Origin of the sequence: Marinobacter sp. P4B1 (assembly GCF_001447135.1) — a bacterium.
GTDB classification, from domain to species: domain Bacteria; phylum Pseudomonadota; class Gammaproteobacteria; order Pseudomonadales; family Oleiphilaceae; genus Marinobacter; species Marinobacter vinifirmus.
Genome location: NZ_LLXM01000011.1, coordinates 255,044 through 280,912, shown reverse-complemented (window position 1 = coordinate 280,912; position 25,869 = coordinate 255,044). Strand labels below are relative to the sequence as shown.

Annotated in this window: 21 protein-coding genes and 1 tRNA gene; 6 read left to right on the top strand and 16 right to left on the bottom strand. The window is 58.2% G+C overall.

Annotated elements, in window-relative coordinates; all coding sequences use genetic code 11:
* Positions 1 to 21: 21 nt before the first annotated feature.
* Positions 22 to 1,614, bottom strand: a complete 1,593-nt coding sequence (locus AQ621_RS08990) for a BCCT family transporter (RefSeq protein ID WP_058341186.1) — start codon at positions 1,612 to 1,614, stop codon at positions 22 to 24.
* Between the two features lie 271 nt (positions 1,615 to 1,885).
* Between AQ621_RS08990 and AQ621_RS08985 the strand changes: the two genes are divergently transcribed.
* The gene (locus AQ621_RS08985; RefSeq protein ID WP_058341185.1) at positions 1,886 to 3,529 is read left to right on the top strand and encodes an FMN-binding glutamate synthase family protein; all 1,644 of its coding nucleotides are present in this window, start codon (positions 1,886 to 1,888) and stop codon (positions 3,527 to 3,529) included.
* 111 nt (positions 3,530 to 3,640) lie between these two features.
* Positions 3,641 to 3,717: transfer RNA gene (locus AQ621_RS08980), tRNA-Pro, on the top strand.
* 77 nt (positions 3,718 to 3,794) lie between these two features.
* On the opposite strand, the gene AQ621_RS08975 is transcribed toward AQ621_RS08980, so the two are convergent.
* From AQ621_RS08975 to putA, 4 genes are all read right to left on the bottom strand, one after another.
* Positions 3,795 to 4,598 (bottom strand): DODA-type extradiol aromatic ring-opening family dioxygenase, encoded by an 804-nt coding sequence (locus tag AQ621_RS08975; RefSeq protein WP_082641005.1) that lies wholly within the window; start codon positions 4,596 to 4,598, stop codon positions 3,795 to 3,797.
* The gene (locus AQ621_RS08970) at positions 4,595 to 5,158 is read right to left on the bottom strand and encodes an NADPH-dependent FMN reductase (RefSeq protein WP_022989361.1); all 564 of its coding nucleotides are present in this window, start codon (positions 5,156 to 5,158) and stop codon (positions 4,595 to 4,597) included. Before AQ621_RS08970 ends, AQ621_RS08975 begins: the two co-directional genes overlap by 4 nt.
* Before the next feature lie 114 nt (positions 5,159 to 5,272).
* Complete coding sequence (locus AQ621_RS08965) at positions 5,273 to 6,469, bottom strand: MFS transporter (RefSeq protein WP_227508280.1); 1,197 nt, start codon at positions 6,467 to 6,469, stop codon at positions 5,273 to 5,275.
* A 189-nt stretch (positions 6,470 to 6,658) separates the two neighbouring features.
* Positions 6,659 to 10,288, bottom strand: coding sequence for a bifunctional proline dehydrogenase/L-glutamate gamma-semialdehyde dehydrogenase PutA (putA, locus tag AQ621_RS08960; protein WP_058341184.1), 3,630 nt, complete (start codon positions 10,286 to 10,288; stop codon positions 6,659 to 6,661).
* A 201-nt stretch (positions 10,289 to 10,489) separates the two neighbouring features.
* On the opposite strand from putA, the gene AQ621_RS08955 reads away from it, so the two are divergent.
* From AQ621_RS08955 to AQ621_RS08945, 3 genes are all read left to right on the top strand, one after another.
* Positions 10,490 to 10,942, top strand: coding sequence for a winged helix-turn-helix transcriptional regulator (locus tag AQ621_RS08955; protein WP_058341183.1), 453 nt, complete (start codon positions 10,490 to 10,492; stop codon positions 10,940 to 10,942).
* Between the two features lie 132 nt (positions 10,943 to 11,074).
* Positions 11,075 to 12,418 carry a GntP family permease gene (locus AQ621_RS08950; RefSeq protein WP_058341182.1) on the top strand — a complete coding sequence of 448 codons (1,344 nt, stop codon included), beginning with the start codon at positions 11,075 to 11,077 and terminating at the stop codon, positions 12,416 to 12,418.
* 1 nt (position 12,419) lies between these two features.
* Positions 12,420 to 13,559 (top strand): glycerate kinase, encoded by a 1,140-nt coding sequence (locus tag AQ621_RS08945; RefSeq protein WP_058341181.1) that lies wholly within the window; start codon positions 12,420 to 12,422, stop codon positions 13,557 to 13,559.
* Here AQ621_RS08945 and AQ621_RS08940 read toward each other — a convergent pair.
* A complete protein-coding gene (locus AQ621_RS08940; protein ID WP_058341180.1) occupies positions 13,545 to 14,186 on the bottom strand; it encodes a Crp/Fnr family transcriptional regulator in 642 nt (213 codons plus the stop codon). The two genes, AQ621_RS08945 and AQ621_RS08940, sit on opposite strands and share 15 nt — an antisense overlap.
* 114 nt (positions 14,187 to 14,300) lie before the next feature.
* On the opposite strand from AQ621_RS08940, the gene AQ621_RS08935 reads away from it, so the two are divergent.
* The gene (locus AQ621_RS08935) at positions 14,301 to 14,489 is read left to right on the top strand and encodes a YgaP family membrane protein (RefSeq protein ID WP_022989368.1); all 189 of its coding nucleotides are present in this window, start codon (positions 14,301 to 14,303) and stop codon (positions 14,487 to 14,489) included.
* 84 nt (positions 14,490 to 14,573) lie between these two features.
* Here AQ621_RS08935 and AQ621_RS08930 read toward each other — a convergent pair whose 3' ends face one another.
* The 10 genes from AQ621_RS08930 to AQ621_RS08885 form a co-directional block, all read right to left on the bottom strand.
* A complete protein-coding gene (locus tag AQ621_RS08930) occupies positions 14,574 to 14,939 on the bottom strand; it encodes a MerR family transcriptional regulator (protein ID WP_022989369.1) in 366 nt (121 codons plus the stop codon).
* Complete coding sequence (gene ihfA / locus AQ621_RS08925; protein WP_022989370.1) at positions 14,920 to 15,222, bottom strand: integration host factor subunit alpha; 303 nt, start codon at positions 15,220 to 15,222, stop codon at positions 14,920 to 14,922. Before ihfA ends, AQ621_RS08930 begins: the two co-directional genes overlap by 20 nt.
* Positions 15,223 to 15,225: 3 nt before the next feature.
* The gene (gene pheT / locus AQ621_RS08920) at positions 15,226 to 17,598 is read right to left on the bottom strand and encodes a phenylalanine--tRNA ligase subunit beta (RefSeq protein WP_058341179.1); all 2,373 of its coding nucleotides are present in this window, start codon (positions 17,596 to 17,598) and stop codon (positions 15,226 to 15,228) included.
* Between the two features lie 72 nt (positions 17,599 to 17,670).
* Positions 17,671 to 18,669, bottom strand: coding sequence for a phenylalanine--tRNA ligase subunit alpha (pheS, locus tag AQ621_RS08915; protein WP_058341178.1), 999 nt, complete (start codon positions 18,667 to 18,669; stop codon positions 17,671 to 17,673).
* A gap of 138 nt (positions 18,670 to 18,807) precedes the next feature.
* Positions 18,808 to 19,161 carry a 50S ribosomal protein L20 gene (gene rplT, locus AQ621_RS08910; protein WP_022989373.1) on the bottom strand — a complete coding sequence of 118 codons (354 nt, stop codon included), beginning with the start codon at positions 19,159 to 19,161 and terminating at the stop codon, positions 18,808 to 18,810.
* A gap of 50 nt (positions 19,162 to 19,211) precedes the next feature.
* Complete coding sequence (rpmI, locus tag AQ621_RS08905) at positions 19,212 to 19,403, bottom strand: 50S ribosomal protein L35 (RefSeq protein ID WP_007151842.1); 192 nt, start codon at positions 19,401 to 19,403, stop codon at positions 19,212 to 19,214.
* Between the two features lie 95 nt (positions 19,404 to 19,498).
* Positions 19,499 to 20,044: a translation initiation factor IF-3 gene (gene infC / locus AQ621_RS17300; RefSeq protein ID WP_081697581.1), complete on the bottom strand. Its 546-nt coding sequence runs from the start codon at positions 20,042 to 20,044 to the stop codon at positions 19,499 to 19,501.
* Complete coding sequence (thrS, locus tag AQ621_RS08895) at positions 20,041 to 21,966, bottom strand: threonine--tRNA ligase (RefSeq protein WP_058341177.1); 1,926 nt, start codon at positions 21,964 to 21,966, stop codon at positions 20,041 to 20,043. The genes infC and thrS overlap by 4 nt, the downstream gene beginning before the upstream one ends.
* 150 nt (positions 21,967 to 22,116) lie before the next feature.
* Positions 22,117 to 24,717, bottom strand: a complete 2,601-nt coding sequence (locus AQ621_RS08890) for a TRAP transporter permease (RefSeq protein WP_058341176.1) — start codon at positions 24,715 to 24,717, stop codon at positions 22,117 to 22,119.
* An 81-nt stretch (positions 24,718 to 24,798) separates the two neighbouring features.
* A complete protein-coding gene (locus AQ621_RS08885) occupies positions 24,799 to 25,782 on the bottom strand; it encodes a TAXI family TRAP transporter solute-binding subunit (protein WP_058341175.1) in 984 nt (327 codons plus the stop codon).
* Positions 25,783 to 25,869 lie beyond the last annotated feature (87 nt).

The following is a 25,869-nucleotide window of genomic DNA, read 5'->3' as shown; positions in this document are numbered from 1 at the left end:
TTATTCCGTTACTTCAGCTGATCAGAGCAATTCGCCCCGCTGAAGCAACAGTTTCCGCTCATGGGTGAGGCCCTTGAGCAAGCCCCAGGTCATGATCAGCAGGATCACCGTGAACGGCAAGCCCGCACTGATGGCCACGGCCTGAATAGCGCCAAGCGCATCATCACCGCCGCCAAAGATCAGCGCCGCAGCAATGGCACCTTCCATAACCACCCAGAACACGCGCTGCGCAGTGGGTGCATCGGTTTTACCGCCAGCAGTGATGCTGTCGATAACCAGCGAACCGGAATCCGATGAGGTTACGAAGAACACCAGCACCAGGATAATCCCGACGAAGGAGATAATGCCGGTCAGCGGCAGGCCTTCAAACATCTGGAAGGTGGCCAGGGACACTTCAGTCAGCCCGTTCTCTGCCAGCACGCCAACGCCTTGCTGGATCTGCTCCAGCGCGGTGCCGCCAAAGCCGCTCATCCACACGGTAGTGATCACGGTGGGAATAATCAGCACAGCAGTCACAAACTCACGCACGGTACGGCCCTTGGATACACGGGCAATAAACATACCTACGAACGGTGACCAGGAAATCCACCAGGCCCAGTAGAACACAGTCCAGCCCTGCATCCAGGCGGAATCTTCACGGCCGAACGGGTTGCTCAGGGGCACCACATTGGCCACATAGCTGGAGGACGTTACCCAGATCGTTTCCAGGATGGTCATGGTGGGGCCGGCGAACAGGATGAAGAACAGCAGTACGCCAGCCGTCATCATGTTGATGTTACTCAGCACCTTCACACCGCCGTCCAGGCCACGCAGAACCGAGACCAGTGCCACTGCGGTAACACCCACAATGATCGCCATCTGTACGTTGGTTCCGGAACCCAGGCCGAACAGGTAATCCAGGCCGGAGGCTGCCTGCTGGGCACCGAAGCCAAGGGAGGTTGCCAGGCCGAAGATAGTCGCAACAACCGCCAGCACATCAATGATGTGCCCGGGCCAACCCCATACGCGGTCTTTCAGCAGCGGGAAGAACGCCGAGCGGATGGTCAGTGGCATGTTCTTGTTAAAGGCGAAGAACGCCAGGGACAACGCCACAATGGCGTAGATTGCCCAGGGGTGAAGGCCCCAGTGGTAGATGGTTGAACCCATCGCCAGGTCGCGGGCTGCGGGCGTGTTCGCCTCGACATTGAACGGCGTTTCGTACCAGCCCGTGTAGTAGGCAACCGGCTCGGCGACGGCCCAGAACATCAGGCCGATACCCATACCCGCCGCGAACAGCATGGCAAACCAGGACAAAGTGGTAAATTCCGGCTTGGCATCCTGGCCACCCAGGCGGATTTTGCCCACCGGCATGAAGATCAGCGCCAGGCTGACAATCACGAAGATGTTGGCACTTAGCAGGAAAAACCAGTCAAAACTGGCAATAATTCCCCACTTTGCACCATCGAGCGTTTCCTTGGCCATAGCCGGAAACAGCAGAGTGGCTATAACAAACAGAACTACAATGACTGCTGTTACCGGGAACACCCAGTTATGCAGGTCCAGGCCAAACGGACTGATATTATCCTGGCCTGCGACGTAGTCCGTCTGATACTCGTCTTTCACTACCTCGCCCACGTTGGAGCCTCCTGATTCTGGTGTGATTTTTGACAGTTCTATATTCAGACGCATGAATGGATATTCAAACGTTACAGGCGCGTCATCTTATTACTTTGAACTCAAAATATCAAAGCAGCAAAACGATCACGCCACCAACCATAAGCATAGACAAACGTTCAGGAAGTGCCTGAAAACTTTCACAATCAGCGGTTCCAACCCGGCAAGGTTTCCGTAAGATAGGTTTTGTAGCTGCAGGCTTCACACATCCGTTCGTCCTCCAGAGGTCACTATGGCGAAAACCACCACCTTCCCAGTACGTTATTCCGCCTACGCCATCAGCATTGCCGGGCTGATCATCTCCCTGCCTGTTACCCTGTGGCTTGGCGGCTGGTACCTCATACCGGTGATCTTCGCGGCGCTGACCGCCCTGGGCACCTGGGACCTACTGCAGCGCAGTCATACGGTGAGCCGCAATTATCCGATCATGGCGAACTTCCGCTACCTGTTCGAATCTGTGGGGCCAGAAATCCGCCAGTACTTTATCCAGTCCGACACCGAGGAGCGCCCCTTCTCCCGGGAACAGCGCACCATCGTTTACCAGCGCGCCAAGCAGGTTCTGGACAAGCGCCCTTTCGGCTCCCAGCTAAGCATGTACGAGGAAGGCTTCGAGTGGATGAACCACTCCCTCACCCCGACGCGGCTGGATAACAGCGACTTCCGCATTGTGATTGGCAGAAACTGCGCGAAACCCTACAGCGCCAGTGTGTTCAACATTTCCGCCATGAGTTTTGGCTCCCTGTCCGCCAATGCCATCCTCAGCCTGAACGCCGGAGCCCGCAAAGGCGGCTTCTACCACGACACCGGCGAAGGCTCGATATCCCGCTACCACCGGGAACCCGGTGGTGACCTGGTCTGGGAGATCGGTTCAGGCTACTTTGGCTGCCGCAATCCGGACGGCAGTTTCAACCCGGACATGTTCCGGCAGAATGCCACGCTGGACCAGGTGAAAATGATAGAGGTCAAACTATCTCAGGGGGCAAAACCTGGCCACGGAGGTATCTTGCCCGGCGAAAAAGTCACCCGTGAAATCGCCGAAGCCCGTGGCGTTCAAATGGGGGAAGACTGCATATCACCGGCCAGCCATTCCGCCTTTTCCAACCCGGTTGAGCTGTTGGAATTCCTGGACCAGTTGCGGGAACTCTCCGGTGGCAAACCGGTGGGCTTCAAGCTGGCGATCGGCCATCCATGGGAATGGTTTGCCATCGTCAAAGCCATGCTGGCAACCGGCAAGAAACCGGACTTCATTGTGGTGGATGGAGGAGAAGGTGGTACCGGTGCCGCACCGCTGGAATTCATCAACCGGCTGGGCATGCCGCTGACCGAAGCCCTGCTGCTGGTTCATAACACACTGGTTGGCGCCAACCTGCGGGAAGATATCGCCATTGGTGCCGCCGGCAAGATCACGTCTGCGTTCAACATTGCCCGCACCCTGGCCCTGGGCGCCGACTGGTGTAACGGGGCACGCGGTTATATGTTCGCCCTCGGCTGCATCCAGGCCCTGAATTGCCACACCGGCCGATGCCCTTCCGGCGTTGCGACACAGGACCCCCGCCGGGGTAACAAACTGGATGTCCCACTGAAGAGCGAGCGGGTGTACAACTTCCACAAGAACACCCTGGATGCCCTTCAGAACCTGCTGGAAGCCTCCGGCTTGAAGCATCCGTCGGAACTGGGGCCGGAACACATTGTTCGGCGGGTGTCCAAAACTGAGGTACACAGCTACCTGGATCTCTTCCCCTTCCTGGAACCCGGCGCCCTGCTGGAAGGCAAAACCGGGCTGACCGTTTTCGACAAATACTGGGACGATGCCCGGGCCGACACCTTCGAGCCGCCGGAATTCATCCTGAAACTGCGGGAAACCAAGCTCCGGTAATTCCGCGAAGAAAATCGCCAGCCCCCTGTTTATTTTTACCGTGGGCTGGTGTAGACTTCGCTCCCGCTAAGCCACTGAGATAAACCTCTTTTCTTGGTGGACAGCAGTTTACGGGGCGTAGCGCAGCTTGGTAGCGCACCTGCATGGGGTGCAGGGGGTCGTAGGTTCAAATCCTACCGTCCCGACCAGAATTCCCTACAACAAAGCCCGGGCCGAAAGGTCCGGGCTTTGTTGTTTCTGGTTCTCGGATTTCAGGACAGAGTATTCAGCTCGCAAACCAGTAGAACATCCGGGAATCCTTCCCCAGCACCGTTACCGGTTCCACGTCATCTGAAGCTCGCCCGGCCATGCCGTAGCACACGTGCAGAGGCAACAAGTGCTCTTCCCTGGGATGACAGAAGCGCGCAGAGGGCGCTTGATCCCAGCGAGCCAGACGTTCGGTACGCTCGGCTTCAGTCAGGTCCGCACCGGCACACCTCTCCGCCAGCCAGTCCTGAAACTGCGCGTTTTTCGTATCCGCTTCGGTATCGGAGCGATCAAAGAACGCCCGCATGTTATGGAATGAGAACCCTGAGCCGATCACCAGCAGATTGTCGTATTCCAGATCAGCAAGCGCCTGACCAATCGCCAGGTGCGCCCTGGCATCCAGAGAGTTCACCAGCGACAGCTGCACGCAGGGTATATCAGCCTCGGGGTACATCAATTTCAGGGGCACGAACAGGCCGTGGTCAAAGCCACGCTCGCCATCCAGCTTCGAGTCTATGCCCGCCTGTTCCAGAGCTGCCCGCACCTTATCCGCCAACACCGGCTCCCCCGGGCAGGGGTATTCAATACTGTAAGACTCCTCCGGGAACCCGTAGTAGTCGTAAATCAGTGGCGGATTAGCACCGGAGGTGAGCGTGGGCACCCCTTCCTCCCAATGGGCACTCACCACCAGAATGGCAGACGGTCTGGGCAACCGCTTCGCAGCAGCTTGCAGGCTTTCTACCATCTGACGATGCCCGGGATCCCCCAGCAGCGGCATGGGGCCGCCACCGTGGGACAGGTAAAACAGGTTCACCCTGCTCACCGCATCGCCTTCAGGGCCTGCGCCCACTTGGCCATTTCTTCGAGCATCACCGTTGCGGACTCGGAATGGGGCTGCGCCGGCTGAAACTTACCGGCATCATCCATGTGCTCCCATGGCATCTGCACCATCACGCCTTCCACCATCGGCATCATCTTCAGGGTGGTTACCAGCTGCTTGGCGTTCTGGGCCGAGCGCAAACCACCAGACACGCCACCGTAGCTTACAAAGCCGCACGGCTTGTAGTTCCACTCGTTGTAGAGATAGTTCAGTGCATTCACGAATGAAGGAGGTGGGCAGTAGTTGTACTCGGGAATGACAAATACATAGGCGTCGGCCCTGGCCACGCTTTCAGACCACGCCTTGGTGTGGGCATGCTCATATTTCTGCATGCGCGGGTGGTTGGGCTCGTCGAAGACGGGGAGATTGAAATCCGCCAGGTCCACCAGCTCACTTTCAAAACCGCCCTGCTCATTGGCATGGCTGTTGAACCATTCAGCAACAGACGGCCCCTTACGGCCCGGGCGGGTACTGCAGATAATAGTTTGAAGCTTCAGAGACATGTTGTTCAGTCCTTTTTTGTGGGCATCCAGGTTGAAGGATGACTATAGGAACAACAAGCCCGGAATGAAAACGGAGAATTCAGCAAAGCTTATTCAGTTTGTCTGATCAAGGCATCACAGGGCGGGGTCTGACCCCGTGTCGAACAATTTGCGCATTTGCAGCAGGGCAACCGCGATCAGTGCGCCGGACAGCCCGAAAGCCAGGGCAAATCCGCCCAACTCTAGCAAGGCGCCGAACATCAGCGGCGCCAGGAAGTGAATGGCGCGATTGGCCGTCAGGCGCATACCGAGCGCACCGGAGCGCTTTTCCCGCTCCACGCTTTCGGCCAGGATAACCATCGAAAGTGGCTGAGTGAGGCCGGACCCAATGCCCACCAGCACCGCCAGCAGCCCCAGTAAAACCATGTGTCCGAACAGGCCCAGCAGGCCAATGCCTGCGGCGAGGGTTCCCAGAGACAGCAACACCGTATTCTCGCGCCCACCCGCCATGGCAATCATGCGCGCCATAAAGGGCCGGATCAGCATCGACACACCGGCCCGCAGGCTGACCAGTACCCCAATCACCACCGGTGTCATGGCCAGGCTTTCCAGGTAAACCGGCAGGTAGCTGCCGTACACTCCCAAGGCAAACATCCCGAGCACAGTAACCAGCACAGAGAGCTGGACGCCCCGGTTAGCCTTCATTAACGCCCACTGAGCCCGGAAGCCCGCCTGCTTTCGGGTGACCGCCATCCGCTCCCGGGCCTGGCCGGTGAGTAGTAATCCAGACAGGGCTGCCAGCACCGCAAACAGCGCCATCACCAAAAAGACATCCCCCCGGCCGGTTTCGCTTGCCAGCAGTGCCCCGGCCAGCAAGGGGCCCACCACCTGCCCGCCGGACAGCCAGGTGGAATACCAGCCGAAATATTTCTCCAGCGAGGGCCCGGTGCCCAGATTGGAAATAATGGTCTGGGCGGACAGCACCATTTGCAGGTGCGCCAGCCCCACCAGCAACTGGCCCAGCACAAGGCCGCCATAGCCATACCAGAAGTGCATGGACAACAGCCCCGCTACCATCAACACTCCGCCGGCGATCAATGTGGCACGGCCACCGTAACGGGTAACCACGCCCCCGAGGGGAATCGCCAGCAACAACGGCAACAGATACTGGGTACTGAGCACCGCACCCAGTACCAGCGGCGAAGCGCCCAACTGCAAGCCGTAAACCGGCACCGCCACAATCAGCATGGAATAAACCACAAAGCAGAAGGTGAGCGAGAGGCAGACGGCAAAGAAGTTTCGGTCAGCGTCGGGGCTTAAGAATGAAGGCAAGGGGTCGTCCTGCTGGGCCTGGCGGATGGTTAGGCGACTATCTTAACGCGGCCGGCAAGCGGGGTGAAATCCACGCCCGTAAAAGAAAGGCCAGCCCCTTTCGGAAGCTGGCCTTAATGATCAAGCCTGTCATCTCAGGCCTTTCAACCCCGGGGTCAGACCCCGGGTCTGACCCCGGGGTTGACGCGCTTATTCGGCTGAGGCGATCAGGCTGGCGTTGCCGCCGGCGGCGGTGGTGTCGATACACAGGTGGCGTTCGATCACGTAGCGCTGGTCCAGCTTGTGCTCAGTGATGATCGGCAGCAAGGCACCATCGCGCTTGGCCAGGGCCTGGCGGTACTGCTTCAGCAGCGGCTTTTCAGCCACGCTGGTAACCGCTTCATAACCGTTGAGCTGAATCAGCGCTTCCGGCTCCAGCAGGCCGTCTGCGGCGGCCACCGGCAGGCCGCCTTTGATGGCGTCGGCCAGCAGATTTTCAACACCCGGTGCGATCACGACCACCTTGTTGCCCTGGGACAACGCAGTGCCCGCCTGCTCTATCGCAGATTCCGCATCCGGCCCAAGACAAAGCACAACTCCACGGGCATGGCAGGACAGATGGTTCTGCTCGCCAGTCGGCCCCGGCATTTCCTCGTAACCTTCGTCCAGCGGTGCGGGCAGGTCGCCAAAGTACGGTTTGAGCGCCTGTTGCCGGCCTTCTGCGACCGGAGCATCCACCTTCGCCAGCTGGTCGATCAGCTTCTGCACCTTGCTGGCCGTAACCGATTTGGCATCGGCAGGGGCCGCCTTTTCAACCACCTCGCCTTTGATAAACCGGCGCACATACTGCGGGCCACCGGCTTTCGGGCCGGTACCGGACAGGCCTTCGCCGCCGAACGGCTGGGAGCCCACAATGGCACCGATCTGGTTACGGTTAACGTAGGTGTTGCCCACCTTGATACGACTGGAAATGTGCTCGATGCGACGATCAACACGGCTGTGGATACCAAACGTCAGGCCATAACCCTTGGCGTTCACGGCATCGATCACCTTGTCGATGTCCTTCGCTGCGAAGGTGGCCACATGCAGCACCGGGCCGAAGATTTCCTCTTCCATTTCTTCGATGCCACTGACTTTGAGCACCGCCGGCGACACAAACCGGCCCTTCTCCGGCACCGGCACTTTCTTCAGCAACTTACCCTGCTGCTCAAACTTGTCGCGGTGATCCGCAATTTTCTTGCGGGCGTTCTCGTCGATCACCGGGCCCACGTCTGTAGACAGCAGCCACGGGTCGCCAATGCCCAGTTCTTCCATGGCACCGTAGAGCATTTCCAGCAGGTTCTCGGCGATGTCTTCCTGCACGTAGAGCATGCGCAGGGCGGAACAGCGCTGGCCGGCACTCTGGAATGACGAAGCCAGTACATCCCGCACCACCTGCTCGGGCAGCGCCGTGGAATCCACAATCATGGCATTCAGGCCACCGGTTTCTGCCACCAGCGGGGCATCCGGCGCCATGTTCTCGGTCATGGCCTTGTTAATGCGCTGTGCCGTGGCGGTAGAGCCGGTGAAGCACACGCCGGTCACCCGGGCGTCTGAGGTCAGAGCTGAGCCCACGGTTGCACCGGTACCCGGCAGCAACTGCACGGCGGCTTTCGGAATACCCGCCTGGTGCATCAGTTCCACCGCACGAACGGCCAGCAGGGAGGTCTGTTCCGCCGGCTTGGCCAGCACCGCGTTACCGGCGGCAAGGTTCGCCAGGATCTGGCCGGTGAAGATCGCCAGCGGGAAGTTCCATGGCGAGATACAGCACATCACACCCCGGGCCTGGCCATCGTCCTTGTAGCGGATGCCTTCGTTGGCGTAGTACATGGCAAAGTCGACGGCTTCGCGAATTTCCGCCACCGCATCGAGCAGGGATTTACCGGCTTCACGGGTGGTCAGCGCAAACAGCTCGTGCACATGCTCTTCGTACAGGTCACCGACTTTGCGGATCATCTCGGCCCGCTGCTCCGCCGGCACTGCCGACCACTGGCTGAAGCCGTCCCGGGCGGCGTCCATGGCCGCATGGATATCGGCTTCGGAGGTGTAGGTAATATGGCCCACCAGGTCATCCGGATCGGCCGGGTTACGCACTTCCACCACTTCATCACTGGTGGATTCCACAGCCAGCACCGGGCCGCCCTGCCACTGGTGGGTTTTGTACTGGTTACGGCCGGCGTCAATCTCCGCCACCGTCACCGGATCAGTAATGTCCCAGCCCTTGGAATTACGACGCTGGTCACCAAACACTTTCGCCGGCGGCACAATGGCCTTGCTGGAAATGTCATGGCCCAGCTGCATCACCACGTCGATCGGATCTTTGGCGATCTCTTCCGGCGTAATACTGGTGTCGACAATCTGGTTGACGAAGGAGCTGTTGGCCCCGTTTTCCAGCAGGCGGCGCACCAGATACGCCAGCAGGTCTTTGTGGGCTCCAACCGGAGCGTAGATACGGCACGGCACCTTGCTGTTTTCCAGCACCTGGTCGTGCAGTGATTCTCCCATACCGTGCAGGCGCTGGAACTCAAACTTGTCCCGGCCCAGGTCTTTCGCCAGTTCCAATACCGCAGACACCGAGTGGGCGTTATGGGTAGCAAACTGCGGGTAAATCCGATCCGTCATGCCCAGCAACTGGCGGGCACAGGCCAGGTAAGACACGTCACTGCAGGCCTTGCGGGTAAACACCGGGAAGCCGTCCAGCCCCATCACCTGGGCCCGCTTGATCTCGGCATCCCAGTAGGCGCCTTTTACCAGTCGCACCATGATGCGGCGGTCGAGTTTTTCAGACAGGGCATACAGCCAGTCCAGGGTCTGGGAAGCCCGCTTGGCGAAGGCCTGGACCACCACGCCAAAGCCGTCCCAACCTTTGAGTTCTTCGTCTGAGAGGATAGCTTCGATCACGTCCAGAGAAAGGTCCAGGCGGTCCTGCTCTTCGGCATCGATGTTGAAGCCCATATTGGCAGCGGCGGCTTTTTTGGCGAGTGTCAGGGCGCGGGGGACCAGCTCGGTCATCACCCGCTCCTTCTGGCCGTATTCATAACGGGCCAGCAAGGCAGACAGTTTTACGGAAATACCGGGATTGGTGCGCACATCGCCTTCGCAACGCTTGCTGATGCTGTCGATGGCATCGGAATAGGCGTTGAAGTAACGCTCGGCATCGGCATCGGTGCGGGCCGCTTCGCCCAGCATGTCATAGGAATAGGTGTAGCCCTGCTCTTCCTGGGATTTGCCGCGGTCCTGGGCTTCTTCAATGGTACGGCCCAACACAAACTGCCGGCCCATTTCTTTCATGGCCTGGCCAGCGGCGGTGCGCACCACCGGTTCACCCAGGCGCTTCACCATCTTGCGCAGGGTGTCACCCACGCTCTGGCGCTCGGAGTCTTTCAGCAGGTTGCTGGTCATCAGCAGAGCCAGCGTGGCCGAGTTGATCAGGCCGGACTTGGCTTTACCTACGTGGGCGCCCCAGTTGCCGGAGGTGATCTTGTCTTCGATCAGATCCTGGATGGTGAGGTTATCCGGCACCCGCAACAGCGCCTCGGCAAGGCACATCAGGGCCACGCCCTCTTTGGTGGTCAGGCCGTATTCAGCCAGGAACTTTTCCATGATGGTGGGCTTGGCGTTATCACGCACATCCCGCACCAGGTCCGCTGCCCGGGCTGAAATGGCCTTGCGGGTTTCATCAGACAGCTGAGCCTGCTCAATCAGCTGGTGAATCACTTCATATTCATCCGCCAGGTAGTTATTGCGGATGGCCTGGCGAATGTCCTGAAGCCCGGGGGACACGGATTGCTGCAGACTCATGGATGTACCTCCTGATTATTTTGATTACTGACCGCATTGTAGCCAACGGGGAATATGCTATTTACCTAATACAGCGCGAAACACCGAGATACTTTCCTTTTCTGATACGTTAAAAATTACCGTTTCGCCCACAAATTCACTAAAATCAGCCATATTCACCAAACCAATGAAAGCCAGCCACCTCCTTCAAGGATAGCAGCCATGTCAGATCTCGACAGGATCGACCTTTCCATCATCCGGGAACTCCAGAAAAACGGGCGGATCACCGTCACCGAGCTGGCCTCGCGGGTGGGCTTGTCGAAAACCCCTTGCCAGGTGCGCATGCGCCGGCTCGAAGACCAGGGCTATATCACCGGCTACAGCGCCATGGTGAACCAGACCAAGCTGGGCCAGTCCCACGTCGCCTTCGCCCAGGTAACCCTCAACGACACTTCCAGCAAAGCCCTCGCGGCGTTCAACGCTGCGGTCAAACAGATCTCTGCGGTGGAGCAATGTCACATGATGGCCGCCAACTTCGACTACCTGCTGAAGGTAAGAACAAAGAACATGGCCGAATACCGCCAGGTACTGGGCGAACAGATCTCCAGCCTGCCCCATGTGCTACAGACCAGTTCATTTGCGGTGATGGAGAATGTAAAAGATCGGGGATTGTAGGGATTAAATAGTCCCGTTTACGGAAATCCCACAAAGCGGGGGTGCGCAGAGCCATGTTTGACTTTAAACTTGGCGCCGAATAACCAACCTGATTAGTAGGATATTAACCCAGCCCTATTCTGGAGATTGCCGATGCATCTGGTACTGATCCTGGTCGCGATCATAATTTTCATTGTGTTCGCCACCAGCCGACTGAAACTGAATCCGTTCATTACCCTGTTACTGGCATCCTTCCTGGCTGCCTTCGCGTTTGGTTTACCACTTGAAGATATCGAGAAAACCATCCGTGCCGGCTTCGGCAACATTCTGGGCTACATTGGCCTGGTGATCGTGCTGGGCACAATTATCGGCGTTATCCTCGAACGCACTGGCGCAGCCATCGTGATGGCCGAAACCATTATCAAGATCCTGGGCCAGAAGTTTCCTACCCTCACCATGTCACTGGTCGGGTTTATTGTTTCCATACCGGTCTTCTGCGACTCCGGCTATGTCATTCTTAACAGCCTGAAGCGTTCCATGGCCCGCTCCCTGAGCGTATCGCCGGTCTCGATGACCGTTGCCCTGTCTACCGGCCTGTTCGCAACCCATACGCTGGTACCCCCCACCCCCGGCCCTATCGCTGCAGCGGGCAACCTCGGGCTGGAGGACAACCTCGGCATGGTCATCGGTGTTGGCCTGGTTTTCGCCATCATCGCCGCAATGGCAGGCCTGTTCTGGGCTTCGCGCTGTAAAAACCTGAGCAGCACCGAACTGGAACAGGCAGAGGAAGCCTTCGAGGAAGCAAAGCAGCACTACGGTGAACTGCCCTCCGCCGGCAAAGCCTTTGCTCCGATCTTTATCCCGATCCTCCTGATCTGCCTGGGCTCGGTCGCAAGCTATCCTACGGCTCCGCTGGGGGACGGCCTGCTGTACGAGACACTGAACTTCCTGGGCAAACCCCTGAACGCCTTGCTGATCGGCCTTGGCTTCGCGCTGACCCTGCTGCAGAGCAAAGGCAAGCTGGAAGAGTTTGGACGCCACACCAGCAAAGGCCTGGAAGTGGCCGCGCCGATCATCCTGATCACAGGTGCCGGCGGCGCCTTTGGTGCAGTTCTCGCCGCCACCCCGCTTGGCGAGTATCTGGGTGATACCCTTTCAACGCTTGGCCTTGGTGTTGTCATGCCGTTTATTGTTGCTGCCGCCCTGAAGTCAGCCCAGGGTTCGTCCACGGTCGCACTGGTTACAGCATCTGCCCTGGTCGCACCGTTGCTGCCTCAGCTGGGGCTGGATTCGGATATGGGCCGGGTACTCACAGTTATGGCCGTTGGTGCCGGCGCAATGACGGTGTCCCACGCTAACGACAGCTACTTCTGGGTAGTCTCCCAGTTCAGCAAAATGAACGTGGCCACGGCCTATAAATCCCACACGACAGCCACCCTGATTATGGGCCTTGTGACCATTACCGCAGTCTGGCTGACATCCCTGGTGGCTTTGTAACATGCGCATCGTCATCGCCCCGGACTCTTTCAAGGAATGCCTGGCTGCCGAACAGGTAGCCAGCGCCATCGCGCGCGGCTGGCGCCGGGCGGCGCCGGCGGACCAGATTACTGAAGTACCGCTGGCCGATGGCGGTGAGGGTACTACCGTTGCACTCACCGAGGCCCGTATGGGAGAACTGCATGAGGTGACGGTAACCGGCCCGCTCGGACAGCCGGTGACTGCACGCTACGGGCTGGTGAATGATGGTGAGACGGCGATTGTGGAGGTGGCTGAAGGTAGCGGCCTGCATTGTGTGCCCGCCAACGCCAGGGATGCCATGGCCGCCTCCAGCCGGGGCACCGGAGAGCTGCTGCTTGCCGCGCTGGCTCACCGGCCGAAAACCCTGATCATGGGGCTGGGTGGCAGCGCCACCACCGACGGCGGTGCGGGAATTCTTCAGGCAATGGGCGCCCGGCTGCTGGACGCCCGGGGCCAGGACATTCCTGCCGGCGGAACCGGCCTGGAGCAACTGGCCAGTGTAGACCTTAAACCTGCTATTGATCGCCTGTCCGGAGTGCGTCTGGTCGTCGCTTGCGATGTGAATAATCCCCTGCTCGGCCCTAACGGCGCTGCCGCCGTTTTCGGGCCCCAGAAAGGCGCCAATGCCCAACAGGTTGTGCAGCTGGATGCCAATCTGGGGCACTTTGCCGCGCTGGTGCAACAGCAGGGCTTTGATATCGCGAGTTTTCCGGGCAGCGGTGCGGCCGGAGGTATTGGCGGTATGGTGGCCGGAATACTTGGCGCACAGTTGCGCCCGGGCATCGAGCTGGTGATGGAAACCGTCGAACTGGAAAGCCATGTGAAAGGTGCAGACCTGGTGATCACGGCCGAAGGGGCCATCGACGCCCAGAGCGCCTACGGCAAAACACCGGCCGGCGTGGCCGGCCTTGCCAGCAAATACGGTGTACCGGTGATTGGGCTGGCCGGCAAACTGGGCTCGGAACTGGGGGAGCTACACAAGCTGGGCCTGACCGCTGCGTTCTCGATCACACCTGCCCCAATGGACCTCCAGCAAGCCTACCAGCAGGCTGAGGCCAACCTGGAGCAATCCGCCGAGCAACTGGCCCAGCTGCTTCATGGCCTGTCAGGCCGTCGCTGAACGCTTCTTCAAGCCGGTCAGCTCAATCTTGCCGCGGGCCAGGCCAACCTGGCCCCGGCGCTCCAGCTCTTTCAGCAAACGGCTGATCACTTCCCGGGCGGTACCCAGTTCCGTTGCCAGCTCCTGGTGCGTGATGGTCAGTGTCCGCTGCCCCTGCGCCGCCCTAGCCTGCAACCACTCTTCCAGGCGCTCATCCATGCGGTGAAAGGCAACTTCCTCTACCAGCAACATGAGGTCGTCCAGCCGCCGGCCATACGATTCCATGATGCCCAGGCGGAATTCCGCAGACTGGTCCATCAGGCGGTCAAACAGCCCCCGGGGAATGATAGCAGCCTCGGTTTCTTCCTCCACAATGGCCTCGGCACGGTAGCCGCGGCCTGTCATCAGGCAACCGATGGACAAGGTGCAAATATCGTCAGAACCCATGCGGTACAACACGATGCTGTGGCCGGACAACCCGGTCATCTGGACTTTGATGCTTCCGCCCAGTACCAACGGCAAGCCACGGCAATGTTCACCGGCACTGAACAACACCTGCCCGGGAGGAAAGCGCATGGTGCTGATGCCCGCTAGCGTATCTTTTCGCAGCGAATCGTTGAGGGTGTCCAGAATGCTGTGCCTTGCCATGAATGGCGCCCTGTTTGCTCGGTTTATTAGGTTCTGTGTGACTTTATCACTGAACAGTCACGGATTGCGGACTATAGTTGTTTCAACATCCGACATCACACAGGAGAGAGAACGATGACGGTTAATATGGGATCAGCAGACCGGATTATCCGCGCAGTTGTGGGCATTGTACTGATTGCCCTGGTATTTGTGGGCCCGCAAACCCCCTGGGGCTGGATTGGTATTGTGCCGCTGGCCACTGCGTTAATGGGCAACTGCCCGGCCTACTCTATCTTCGGCATCAAAACCTGCAAGAACAAGTAAGCCCTGGCTCAGCCTTAACGCAAAAAGGCCGGGGCAAAATGCCACGGCCTTTTCGTTACAGTACCTTGCTGCGGGATATTCGCCTCAGGACGCTGGCGAATTCAGCACATCCAGTACTTCTTCCAGTTCGGTAATCATCTGGCGGATCAGCTGCTTGTACTGGGAGGTATCGTCTTTCACCTCACTGCTGCTGAGCTTTTGCTTGGCACCGCCGATGGTGTAGCCCTGATCGTAAAGCAGGCTGCGAATCTGGCGAATGGTGATAACGTCTGCCCGCTGATAGTAACGGCGGTTACCCCGGCGTTTCACCGGCGACAGCTGCGGGAATTCCTGTTCCCAGTACCGCAGTACATGGGCCTTCACCGCACACAGATCGGCTACTTCACCGATGGTGAAATAGCGCTTCCCCGGAATGGCGGGGAGTTCGTTGTTATGACTCGGTTCCAGCATACGTTTCTACTTTTTGCTTGAGTTTCTGGCCTGGCCGGAAAGTCACGACACGCCTGGCACTGATAGGGATTTCCTCACCCGTTTTCGGGTTCCGTCCCGGCCGCTGTTTCTTGTCCCTGAGGTCGAAGTTGCCGAATCCCGACAACTTCACCTGTTCGTTGTGGCTGAGTGCACCCCTGATCTCATCGAAGAAAGCTTCCACCATTTCCTTGGCTTCCCGTTTGTTAAGACCCAATTCCTCATACAAACGTTCCGCCATGTCCGCTTTCGTCAAAGCCGCCATCTGTCAACTCCTCAGTGTTGCCCCCAGCTCTTCCTTCAGGGCGTCGATGACCCCGTTGAAGAGCGAATGCACTTCGTCTTCGTTGAGCGTGCGCTCCGGATGCTGCCAGAACAGGCTGACCGCCAGGCTGCGGTTGCCTTCGCCCAGGCTTTCGCCTTCGTAGACATCAAACACACGCATCGCTGTCAGGTGCTCGCCGGCATGCTTACGGGCGATTTCTTCAACCTGAGCAAACGCCACATCGCTCCCGATAATAATAGCCAAATCCCGACGAACTTCCGGGAATTTCGAAATATCTTTGAAATTAGGCACATATCCGGTAACGATCGAATTCAAGAATAGCTCAAACATCAGGATCGTGCCATTAAGTTCAAGATTTTTCTGCACTTGCGGGTGCAATGTACCCAACCAGCCCACATGCTCGCCGTCGCGCAGCAATTCGGCGGTCTGGCCCGGGTGCAGAGCCGGGTGCTGGCTGGCGAGGAACTGAATCTCGATACCCAGCACTTTGAACAGGCTCTCCAACTCCCCTTTTACATCAAAGAAGTCGGCGGTTCTGCGACCGTTTACCCAGTTTTCCGGCACCTGGTTACCAACCACGACACCGGCCAGCATCGGCTGCTGATCGATGCCATCACCATTCTGTTCGAAACGCAGACCAGTCTCGAACAGGCGAATCCGTGGCTGCTGACGGTTCTGGTTATGGGCAACCGTCTTCAGCAGGCCGCTCCACAGGGTGGTGCGCATGACTGAAAGATCAGCGGAAATCGGGTTCGCCAGGGCGATGCCCTCACGTTCAGGATCCAGCAGCTGCTGGACCTTCGGGTCTACGAAGCTGTAGGTAACTGCTTCCTGGTAGCCCTGCGCCACAAAGAAATTGCGGATAGCAGACAGCGGGCGAACCGCTTCTTCCCGAGCACGAAGACCCAGGGAACCGGTTGGCTCGGTAACCGGCAGGTTGTTGTAACCATAAATCCGGCCCACTTCCTCGATCAGGTCTTCCTCGATGGAAATATCCGGGCGGAAGCTGGGCACGCTGATGCGCCAGCCATCTTTCAACAGCTTGTCGGTTCGCAGGCCAAGGCGTGTCAGGATTTCTTCAACCGTGGTCCGGTCGATCGCCAGGCCCAGCACATCCGCCAGGCGCTGCTCTCGCAGGTCGATGGTGCGCGCCTTGGGCAGGTGTTCGTCGCTGTACACTTCAACAATTTCGCCGGGCTCACCACCGACAATCTCCATCAGCAGGCTGGTAGCCCGCTCCATGGCATCCCGGGCCAGCTCGTAGTCGACGCCACGTTCGAAGCGGTGGGAAGCATCGGTATGCAGGCCATACTCGCGCGCCTTACCGGCCAGGGTAATCGGGTCGAAATAGGCAGACTCCAGCACCAGGTCCCGGGTCTTGGCGCTCACACCTGAGTGCTCGCCACCCATCACACCGGCAATGGCCACCGGCTTCTCGTGATCGGCAATCACCAGGGTGTTTTCAGTCAGTTCCACTTCCTGGCCATCCAGCAACACCAGCTTTTCAGCGGGCTTTGCCATGCGCACCACAATGCCGCCCTGGATCTCTTCGCGATCGAACGCGTGCATGGGCTGGCCAAGTTCCAGCATGACGTAGTTGGTGACATCCACCGCCGCGTCAATGGAACGGATACCGGAGCGACGCAGCTTTTCCTGCATCCACAGCGGGGTTTCCGCCTGCAGGTTCACGTTGCGCAGTACTCGGCCCAGATAGCGGGGACAGCCGGAGGGAGCTTCCACACGAATGTCAGGAACCTCTGAATGCACGGCTTCAACCGGCTCGATAGCCGGCGCGTTCACCAGCAGGCTGTTCAGAACACCCACTTCACGAGCCAGGCCTTTGATGGACAGGCAGTCACTGCGGTTCGGGGTGAGATCTACATCAATGGTGATGTCGTTCAGCTTGAGGTAATCCGCCACGGACTGGCCGACAGGGGCATCGGCAGGCAGCTCCATCAGGCCATCATGATTCTCGGACAGCGCAAGCTCGGACTCGGAACAGAGCATGCCTTCGGAAGGCTGGCCGCGCAGCTTGGCCTTCTTGATCTTGAAGTTGCCAGGCAGCACCGCGCCGACAACCGCGAACGGCACTTTCAGGCCGGCACGCACATTGGGCGCACCACACACGACCTGCACGGTGTTGGTACCATCGCTCACCTGGCACACGCGCAGCTTGTCAGCATCCGGATGGGGTTCGGCGGAGATCACCTCGCCAACCACCACGCCGGTGAATTCGCCAGCCACCGGTTCGAAGCCGTCCACTTCCAGCCCGGCCATAGTGATCTGGTCCATCAATTCCTGGGATCCCAGATTCGGGTTAACCCATTCGCGCAGCCACTGTTCACTGAATTTCATCGTTCTTGCCTTGTCCTGATGCGATTTGTGCGGTTGATTCTGAGCTCTGCGTACGCCGTTCTGCCCTGGGCCTTACCGGAACTGGCGCAGGAAACGCAGGTCGTTTTCGAAGAACATGCGCAGGTCTTTCACGCCGTAGCGAAGCATGGCCAGGCGCTCTACGCCCAGGCCAAAGGCAAAGCCACGATATTCTTCGGCATCAATGCCGCAATGCTCGAACACTTTCGGGTGCACCATGCCGCAGCCCATGACTTCCAGCCACTTGATGCTGCCGTCTGCTTCCCGGCCCCACTCGATATCCACCTCGGCGGATGGCTCGGTGAACGGGAAATAAGACGGACGGAAACGTACTTTCAGGTCACGCTCGAAGAACACCCGCAGGAATTCTTCCACCGTGCTTTTCAGATCCGCAAAGCTGACGTTCTTCTCAACCAGCAACCCCTCCACCTGGTGGAACATGGGGGTGTGGGTCATGTCGGAATCGCAGCGGTAAACGCGGCCCGGGCAGATCATACGGAACGGCGGCTTGCCGGCTTCCATGGTACGGATCTGGACCGGAGAGGTATGGGTGCGCAGCAGGGTACCGGGATTGAAGTAGAAGGTATCGTGCATGGCGCGGGCCGGGTGGTGCCCGGGAATATTCAGAGCCTCGAAGTTATGGTAATCGTCTTCGATCTCGGGCCCTTGCTCCACGCTGTAACCGGCGCGGGCAAAAATCTCTTCAATACGCTGCAGGGTGCGGGTTACCGGGTGCAGGCCACCCAGGTCCTGGCCACGGCCTGGCAGGGTAACATCAATGGATTCGCTGGCCAGCCTGGCTTCGATGGCCGCCTTCTCGAGATCCGCACGGCGGGCATTGATGGCCTGTTCAACCTGCCCCTTGGCTTCGTTGATCTTCTGACCGGCCGCAGGGCGTTCCTCTGCCGAGAGCTTGCCCAGGGTCTTTGCCTGCTGGGTAATTACGCCCTTCTTGCCGAGGTATTCCACGCGAATTTGATCAAGTGCCTGCAGGTTGTCTGCCTTTTCAACGGCGTTCAACCCGTCCTGAACCAATTGCTCCAGGTTTTCCATTGACCCTGCTCCAAACCAGAAATGGGGTAGGTTAAAACAAAAATAGGGGAAGAGCGTGCCCTTCCCCTATCAGAGGGTGCATTCACGATGACATGAAGCACCCGGATCGATCAGTCATCGATGAAAGAGCTTAAGCGATCACAGGGACGCTTTGGCCTTCTCAACAACAGCGGCAAACGCCTGCTGCTCGTTCATGGCCAGGTCAGCCAGAACCTTACGATCGATTTCAACATTCGCTTTCTTCAAGCCAGCGATCAGACGGCTGTAAGACAGACCGTTTGCACGGGCGCCAGCGTTGATACGGGCAATCCACAGTGCACGGAACGCGCGCTTACGGTTGCGACGGTCACGGTAGGCATACTGACCAGCCTTGATAACCGCCTGCTTGGCAACGCGGAATACACGACTACGAGCGCCGTAGTAACCCTTGGCCTGCTTGAGAATCTTCTTGTGACGACGACGTGCTACCACGCCACGCTTTACACGAGCCATACTATAATCCTTCTACCTTTACTTTCTAAGGAACGTTTCGCGCGGCTGGATCAGCACGCGGTCATGCGCTTGATAGATGCAACATCTGACTTGGCGATGAGCTTGGTGCCGCGCAGCTGACGCTTACGCTTCGGGCTCTTCTTGGTCAGGATGTGGCTGGTGAAGGACTGCTTGTGCTTGAAGCCAGTGGCGGTCTTTTTGAACCGCTTGGTAGCTCCGCTCTTGGTTTTCATCTTCGGCATTTTTAAAACTCCGCATTCTATTTTTAAATAAAACAAATTGTGTCCCTGAACGACAAATCCCCCGCCAATGCGGGGGACCCGTCAGAGGATCAGGTTCACTTCTTTTTGCGGGGAGCCACGATCATGGTCATCTGACGGCCTTCCATTTTCGGCCGCATTTCAACCGTTGCAATCTCTTCGATATCGGCTTCAATCCGGCCCATGAGCTTCATACCAAGTTCCTGGTGTGCCATCTCACGGCCGCGAAACCGAATCGTGATCTTGCCGCGGTCCCCGTTCTCAAGGAAACGTACCAGGTTGCGTAGTTTTACCTGATAATCCCCTTCTTCAGTTCCTGGACGGAACTTAAGCTCTTTGACTTGCGTCTGCTTCTGTTTCTTCTTGGCAGCAGCCTTCGCCTTTTTCTCGTCGAAGATCTTCTTGCCGTAATCCATTATCTTACAGACGATCGGATCGGAATCCGTAACCTGTACCAAATCCAGGGTTGCCTCCTCCGCCATCCGGAGGGCTTCCTCGATTGCTACAACACCTACCTGGTTGCCTTCGGCATCGATCAGGCGGACTTCAGTTGCGTCAATATTCTCATTGATAGGCGCTTTAGGAGTGCGCCCACCCCGATTCGTTCGCTGTTTAATAATCAGTTCTCCGTCTTGGTTCTGCCCTTGCGTTGAATGTCGTCAGCCAGCAGCTGTTCAAACGCTTCGAGCGATAAGGTTCCCAGATCTTCACCTTTGCGAGTACGTACGGCAACGGCGTTGTTTTCGATTTCCTTGTCGCCTGCAACGACAAGATAGGGAACCTTGTTAAGAGTATGCTCGCGGATTTTAAAGCCGATCTTCTCGTTTCTCAAGTCAGCATTAACCCGATACCCCAAAGAATCCCACTTTTCGGCCAGTTTCTGACAGTAGTCACGCTGATTATCGGTGATATTCAGGATCGCAACCTGCGTTGGTGCCAGCCAGGTGGGGAAAGCCCCTTCGTATTCTTCGATCAGTATACCGATAAACCGCTCAAAAGACCCGAGCACCGCCCGGTGCAGCATAACCGGCGTTTTCCGCTCGGAATTATCGGCCACATACTGGGCGCCAAGGCGACCCGGCATGGAGAAATCGACCTGAATGGTACCACACTGCCACACCCGGCCGAGACAATCTTTCAGGGAGAACTCGATCTTGGGCCCGTAGAAAGCACCCTCACCCGGCAACAATTCCCAGTCAACGCCTTCGCGATTCAGGGCTTCTTCCAGGGCGGCCTCGGCCTTGTCCCAGACTTCATCGGAACCTACGCGCTTTTCCGGGCGGGTAGACAGTTTGTACAGAATCTCGTTAAAGCCGAAGTCTGCATAGACTTCGTGCAGCATTTCGATAAATGCCGATACTTCCTGCTGGATCGCATCTTCTTCGCAGAAGATATGCGCATCATCCTGGGTAAATCCACGCACCCGCATCAGGCCGTGCAGCGCACCGGAAGCTTCATTCCGGTGGCAGGAACCGAATTCCGCCAGGCGCAGCGGTAAATCCTTGTAGCTCTTCAGGCCCTGGTTGAACACCTGCACGTGGCAGGGGCAGTTCATGGGCTTGATGGCATAGTCGTGTTTCTCGGACTCGGTGGTAAACATGCCGTCCTTGAACTTGTCCCAATGCCCGGATTTCTCCCACAGGGTACGGGACACCACCTGCGGAGTCTTGATTTCCTGGTAGCCATGCTGGTGCTGCTTGGCCCGCATGTACTGCTCGATCTCCTGGTACAGAGACCAGCCATCCGGGTGCCAGAACACCATACCCGGAGCTTCTTCCTGCATGTGGAACAGGCCCAGTTTCTTGCCGATCTTGCGGTGGTCCCGCTTCTCGGCTTCTTCCAGCCGGTTCAGGTAGGCCTTGAGCTCTTTCTTGTTGCCCCAGGCGGTACCGTAAATCCGCTGCAGCTGCTCGTTATTCTGGTCACCACGCCAGAATGCGCCGGCAACCTTGGTCAGCTTGAAGGCCTTCAGTTTGCCGGTGCTGGGCACATGGGGGCCCCGGCACAGGTCAATAAAGTCGCCCTGACTGTAGAACGACAGGTCCTCTTCACCGGGAATATCCTCGATGATGCGCACCTTGTATTCTTCGCCCATTTTCTCAAACAGCTTGACCGCGTCTTCCCGGGACATCACAGAACGGGATACCGGCAGATCCTGCTTGGCCAGCTCTTCCATGCGCTTTTCGATACGCGCCAGGTCTTCGTTGGTGAACGGGCGCTCGTATTTGAAGTCGTAATAGAAGCCGTTTTCGATTACCGGGCCGATGGTCACCTGGGCGCCCGGGAACAGCTCCTGTACGGCCATCGCCATCAGGTGAGCGGTGGAATGGCGGATAACATCCACGCCGTCTTCATCACGTTCCGTTACGATGGCCAGCTCGGTATCGTTCTCGATCAGGAAACTGGTGTCGACCAGCTTGCCATTCACCTTTCCGGCCAGGGCGGCTTTCGCCAGGCCTGCACCAATATCGGCGGCAACGTCGTGAACGGTTACGGGTTCGGCAAAACTACGGTGGCTGCCATCGGGCAGAGTAATAACGGGCATGATGCTCTCCTGTGGTTTCTCAGCGGTGATCTATACCAAAGATCACATGGTGGCCGGCTGCCGCGATACAAACCGCGGATCGGTTTGGAGGCGAGTTTAACAGAAAAAAACCCGGCAACAATGCCGGGTTTGTACGAACGCCGATTCAGGTTACGCAGCCTGGGGCTGAGCATCCTCCCTGGCCTTCCGCTTGAGCTGGCCAAAGGCCACCAACGCAAGCAGCAACAGGGCCGGAATGAACATCACTTCCTTCGGCGGTCTGTCGAGCTTGGCCTGCACCGCTTCGATGTTCCAGCCGAAATCGATACCGGCTTCTTCCGCGGCACTGCCAAAGTTCACGAAGTCGACTGCCAGCATGTCGCCACTGACAGACACCTCCAGGCCTGCAGCAGACAACCGCTCAGTTGCCGAATCGCCGGCAGGAATCTCCAGTTGGGTGTAGGTTGTGGTATCACTGCCATCCAGTGCCATACCGGAAACACGGAACACCACTTTCTCGTCTGGCTCAGCCTGCTCGACGTACTCCATGATGGCTTCGCCCTGGCGTTCCTCGTATGGCGGATAAACCATATCCCACCAGAAGCCGGGCCGGAACATGGTGAAGGTAATCAGCAGCAGCAAAACGGTTTCCCACTTGTAGCTGCGGGTAAACCAGTAGCCCTGGGTAGCCGCAGAAAATACCAGCATGGCGGTCACCGCACTGAAGACTGTAATCAACAGATCCACCCAACCGGTCAGCCCGATCAGCAACAACTGGGTGTTGAAGATGAACATGAACGGCAGGATCGCGGTCCGGATATCGTAGGTGAAGCCCTGAATACCCGTTCGTATGGGATCTGCCCCGGATATGGCCGCCGCCGCGTAGGCGGCCAGCCCAACGGGCGGCGTGTCGTCCGCCAGTATGCCGAAGTAGAACACAAACAGGTGCACCGCAATCAACGGCACCAGCAGGCCGTTCTGGGCCCCCAGAGTCACAATCACCGGCGCCATCAGGGTGGACACCACAATGTAGTTGGCCGTAGTGGGCAAACCCATACCCAGGATCAGGCTGATCACCGCGGTAAACATCAGCATCAGCAGCAAATTACCGCCAGACAGGAATTCCACGAACTGGGTCATCACCAGCCCGATACCCGTCAGGGTAACCGTACCCACCACAATGCCCGCAGTGGCCGTTGCCACACCGATACCCACCATATTCCGGGCACCGGTGGCCAGGGAGTGGAACAGATCACCGATACCACCGGTGAACTCGTCCATGAAGCCGCCATGCTTGCGAAAAAACGCCTTCAGCGGGCGCTGGGTGATGACAATGAACACCATGAACAGGGTGGCCCAGAACGCCGACAGCTGGGGCGAGAATCGCTCAACCGTCAGGCACCAGACCAGCACCACCACCGGAAGCAGGTAATACAACCCGGTTTTCACCGTAGGGCCGACTTCCGGAAGTTCATCCATGGCCTTATCCGGATCATCTTCCTCCAGCTCCGGGAAGCGGGTGGCATAGCCAATCAACGCCACGTAGATAGCAACCAGGATGGGACCAAGTACCCAGGGTGCCGCCTCTCCAAGCACACCCTTGGTCCAGCCGACGCCGTAATAGACGGCAAAGGTCAGCACAATCAGCCCGATCAGTACCACCACCCAGTTCAGCATGCGCTGGGCCAGGGAGGGACGGTTCGGCCGTTCAATGCCGTGCATCTTCAGCTTGCAGGCTTCCAGGTGCACGATGTAGATCAGTGCCACATAGGAAATCAGCGCCGGCAGAATCGCATGCTTGATCACTTCCAGGTAGGAAATACCGACATATTCCACCATCAGGAACGCCGCAGCACCCATGATCGGCGGGGTCAGCTGACCGTTGGTGGACGCAGCCACCTCAACCGCACCGGCCTTGGTAGCCGGGAAACCCACCCGCTTCATCAGCGGAATGGTAAAGGTACCGGTAGTCACCACGTTGGCAATGGAAGACCCGGAAATCACACCGCTCAGGCCACTGGACACCACCGCCGCCTTGGCCGGGCCGCCCTTCATATGGCCGAGCATGGCGTAGGCCACCTTGATGAAATAGTTACCGGCGCCCGCCCGCTCGAGCAGAGCACCGAAGAGCACGAACAGGAAGACGAAGCTGGTGGAAACCCCGAGAGCAACACCGAACACGCCCTCTGTGCCCAGCCACTGGTGTGAAGCCAGTTTATTCAGGCTGACCCCTTTGTGGGAGATGACATCCGGCATATAGGGGCCGGCAAGGGAATAGCCTATAAACACCGCTGCAACAATCGTCAACGGCAGGCCAAGCGCCCGCCGGGTTGCCTCAAGTAACAGCACCAGGCCAACCATTGCCACCCACAAATCCGCGGTAATCGGTGCGCCCGGCCGGGTAGCCAGCTGGTCGTAGAAAACGTAGAGATAAGACGCCGCAAAGGCCGCGGCCAGGGCCAGCACCCAGTCATAGATGGGCACCTTGTTGGCATGAACCCCCTTGATCATGGGGAATGCCGAAAACGCCAGAAATACCGCAAACGCCAGGTGAATGGAGCGGGCTTCTGTCGAGTTGAAAATACCGAAGTTCAGAATGAACGGCAGGGGTGATGCGATCCAGAGCTGGAACAAAGACCAGCATACCGGAATGATGAAGAGGAGCACCGCTGCCGGGCCTTGCAGGGCACGGCCACCGGTTTCGGTCTGCAGTACCTCACTTACCTTTGCGGCATCCGCACCTGCCCCGGTGCCCGGGTCATTCGTTGCCATAGAACGTTCCTGCAAATAAAAAACAGTCTGACTGAATCAACAGAGCGGGCTTGGCGCCCGCTCTGCTCTCTACCCGGCTGATCAGTCGATCAGACCAGCTTCACGGTAGTACTTGGCCGCACCCGGGTGCAGCGGTGCACTCAGGGCATCAGAGACCATTTCTTCCTTCTTCAGGTTGCCAAACGCCGGGTGCAGGCGCTTGAAGCTGTCGAAGTTCTCGAATACCGCCTTGACCACTTCGTATACCACGTCGTCCGGCACATCGGTGGAAGACACAAAGGTAGCTGCCACACCGAAAGTGGTTACGTCATTGTCGGAACCACGGTACATGCCGCCGGGGATAACCGCCTTACGGTAGTACGGGTTATCGTCGATCAGCTTCTTGGTGGCTGCGTTATCCACGTTCACCAGTACGCTGTCACAGGAAGTGGTGGCTTCCTTGATGGCACCGGAGGGGTGGCCAACGGTATAGAAGAAGGCATCGATGTTGCCATCACACAGGGCCTGGGACTGCTCTGCCGCCTTGATTTCGGCCGCCAGGGAGAACTTGTCCATCTCCCAGCCCATTTCCTTCATCAGAACTTCTGCGGTAGCGCGCTGGCCGGAACCCGGGTTACCCACGGAAACCCGCTTGCCTTCCAGGTCTTCGAAGTTCTTGATGCCGGAGCCTTTGCTGGCAACAACGGTGAACGGCTCCGGGTGCATGGAGAATACCGCGCGCAGCTTTTCATTCTTGCCCGCGTCAGTGAACTCGCTGGTGCCGTTGTAGGCATGGTACTGCCAGTCAGACTGGGCAACCGCCAGGTCCAGTTCGCCGGCACGAATGGCATTCAGGTTATAGACAGAACCACCGGTACTCTCTACCGAGCAACGGATACCGTGTTCCTTACGATCCATGTTCACGAGACGACAGATCGCGCCACCCGCCGGGTAATAAACGCCGGTTACACCGCCAGTGCCGATGGTTACGAAGCGCTGCTCCTGGGCAGAAACTGCAGTCGATGCAGCTCCCAGAGAAACAGCTGCAGCCATGGCAAAAGCGGACGCTTTGAGTTTCAGTGTCATGTGTGCTCTTCCTTTTTCTTGGTCGTTGTAATCAATTGCCCGCCCAGAAATACGGACAAACATCCGGTTCGTTTTAAAACATAGAAC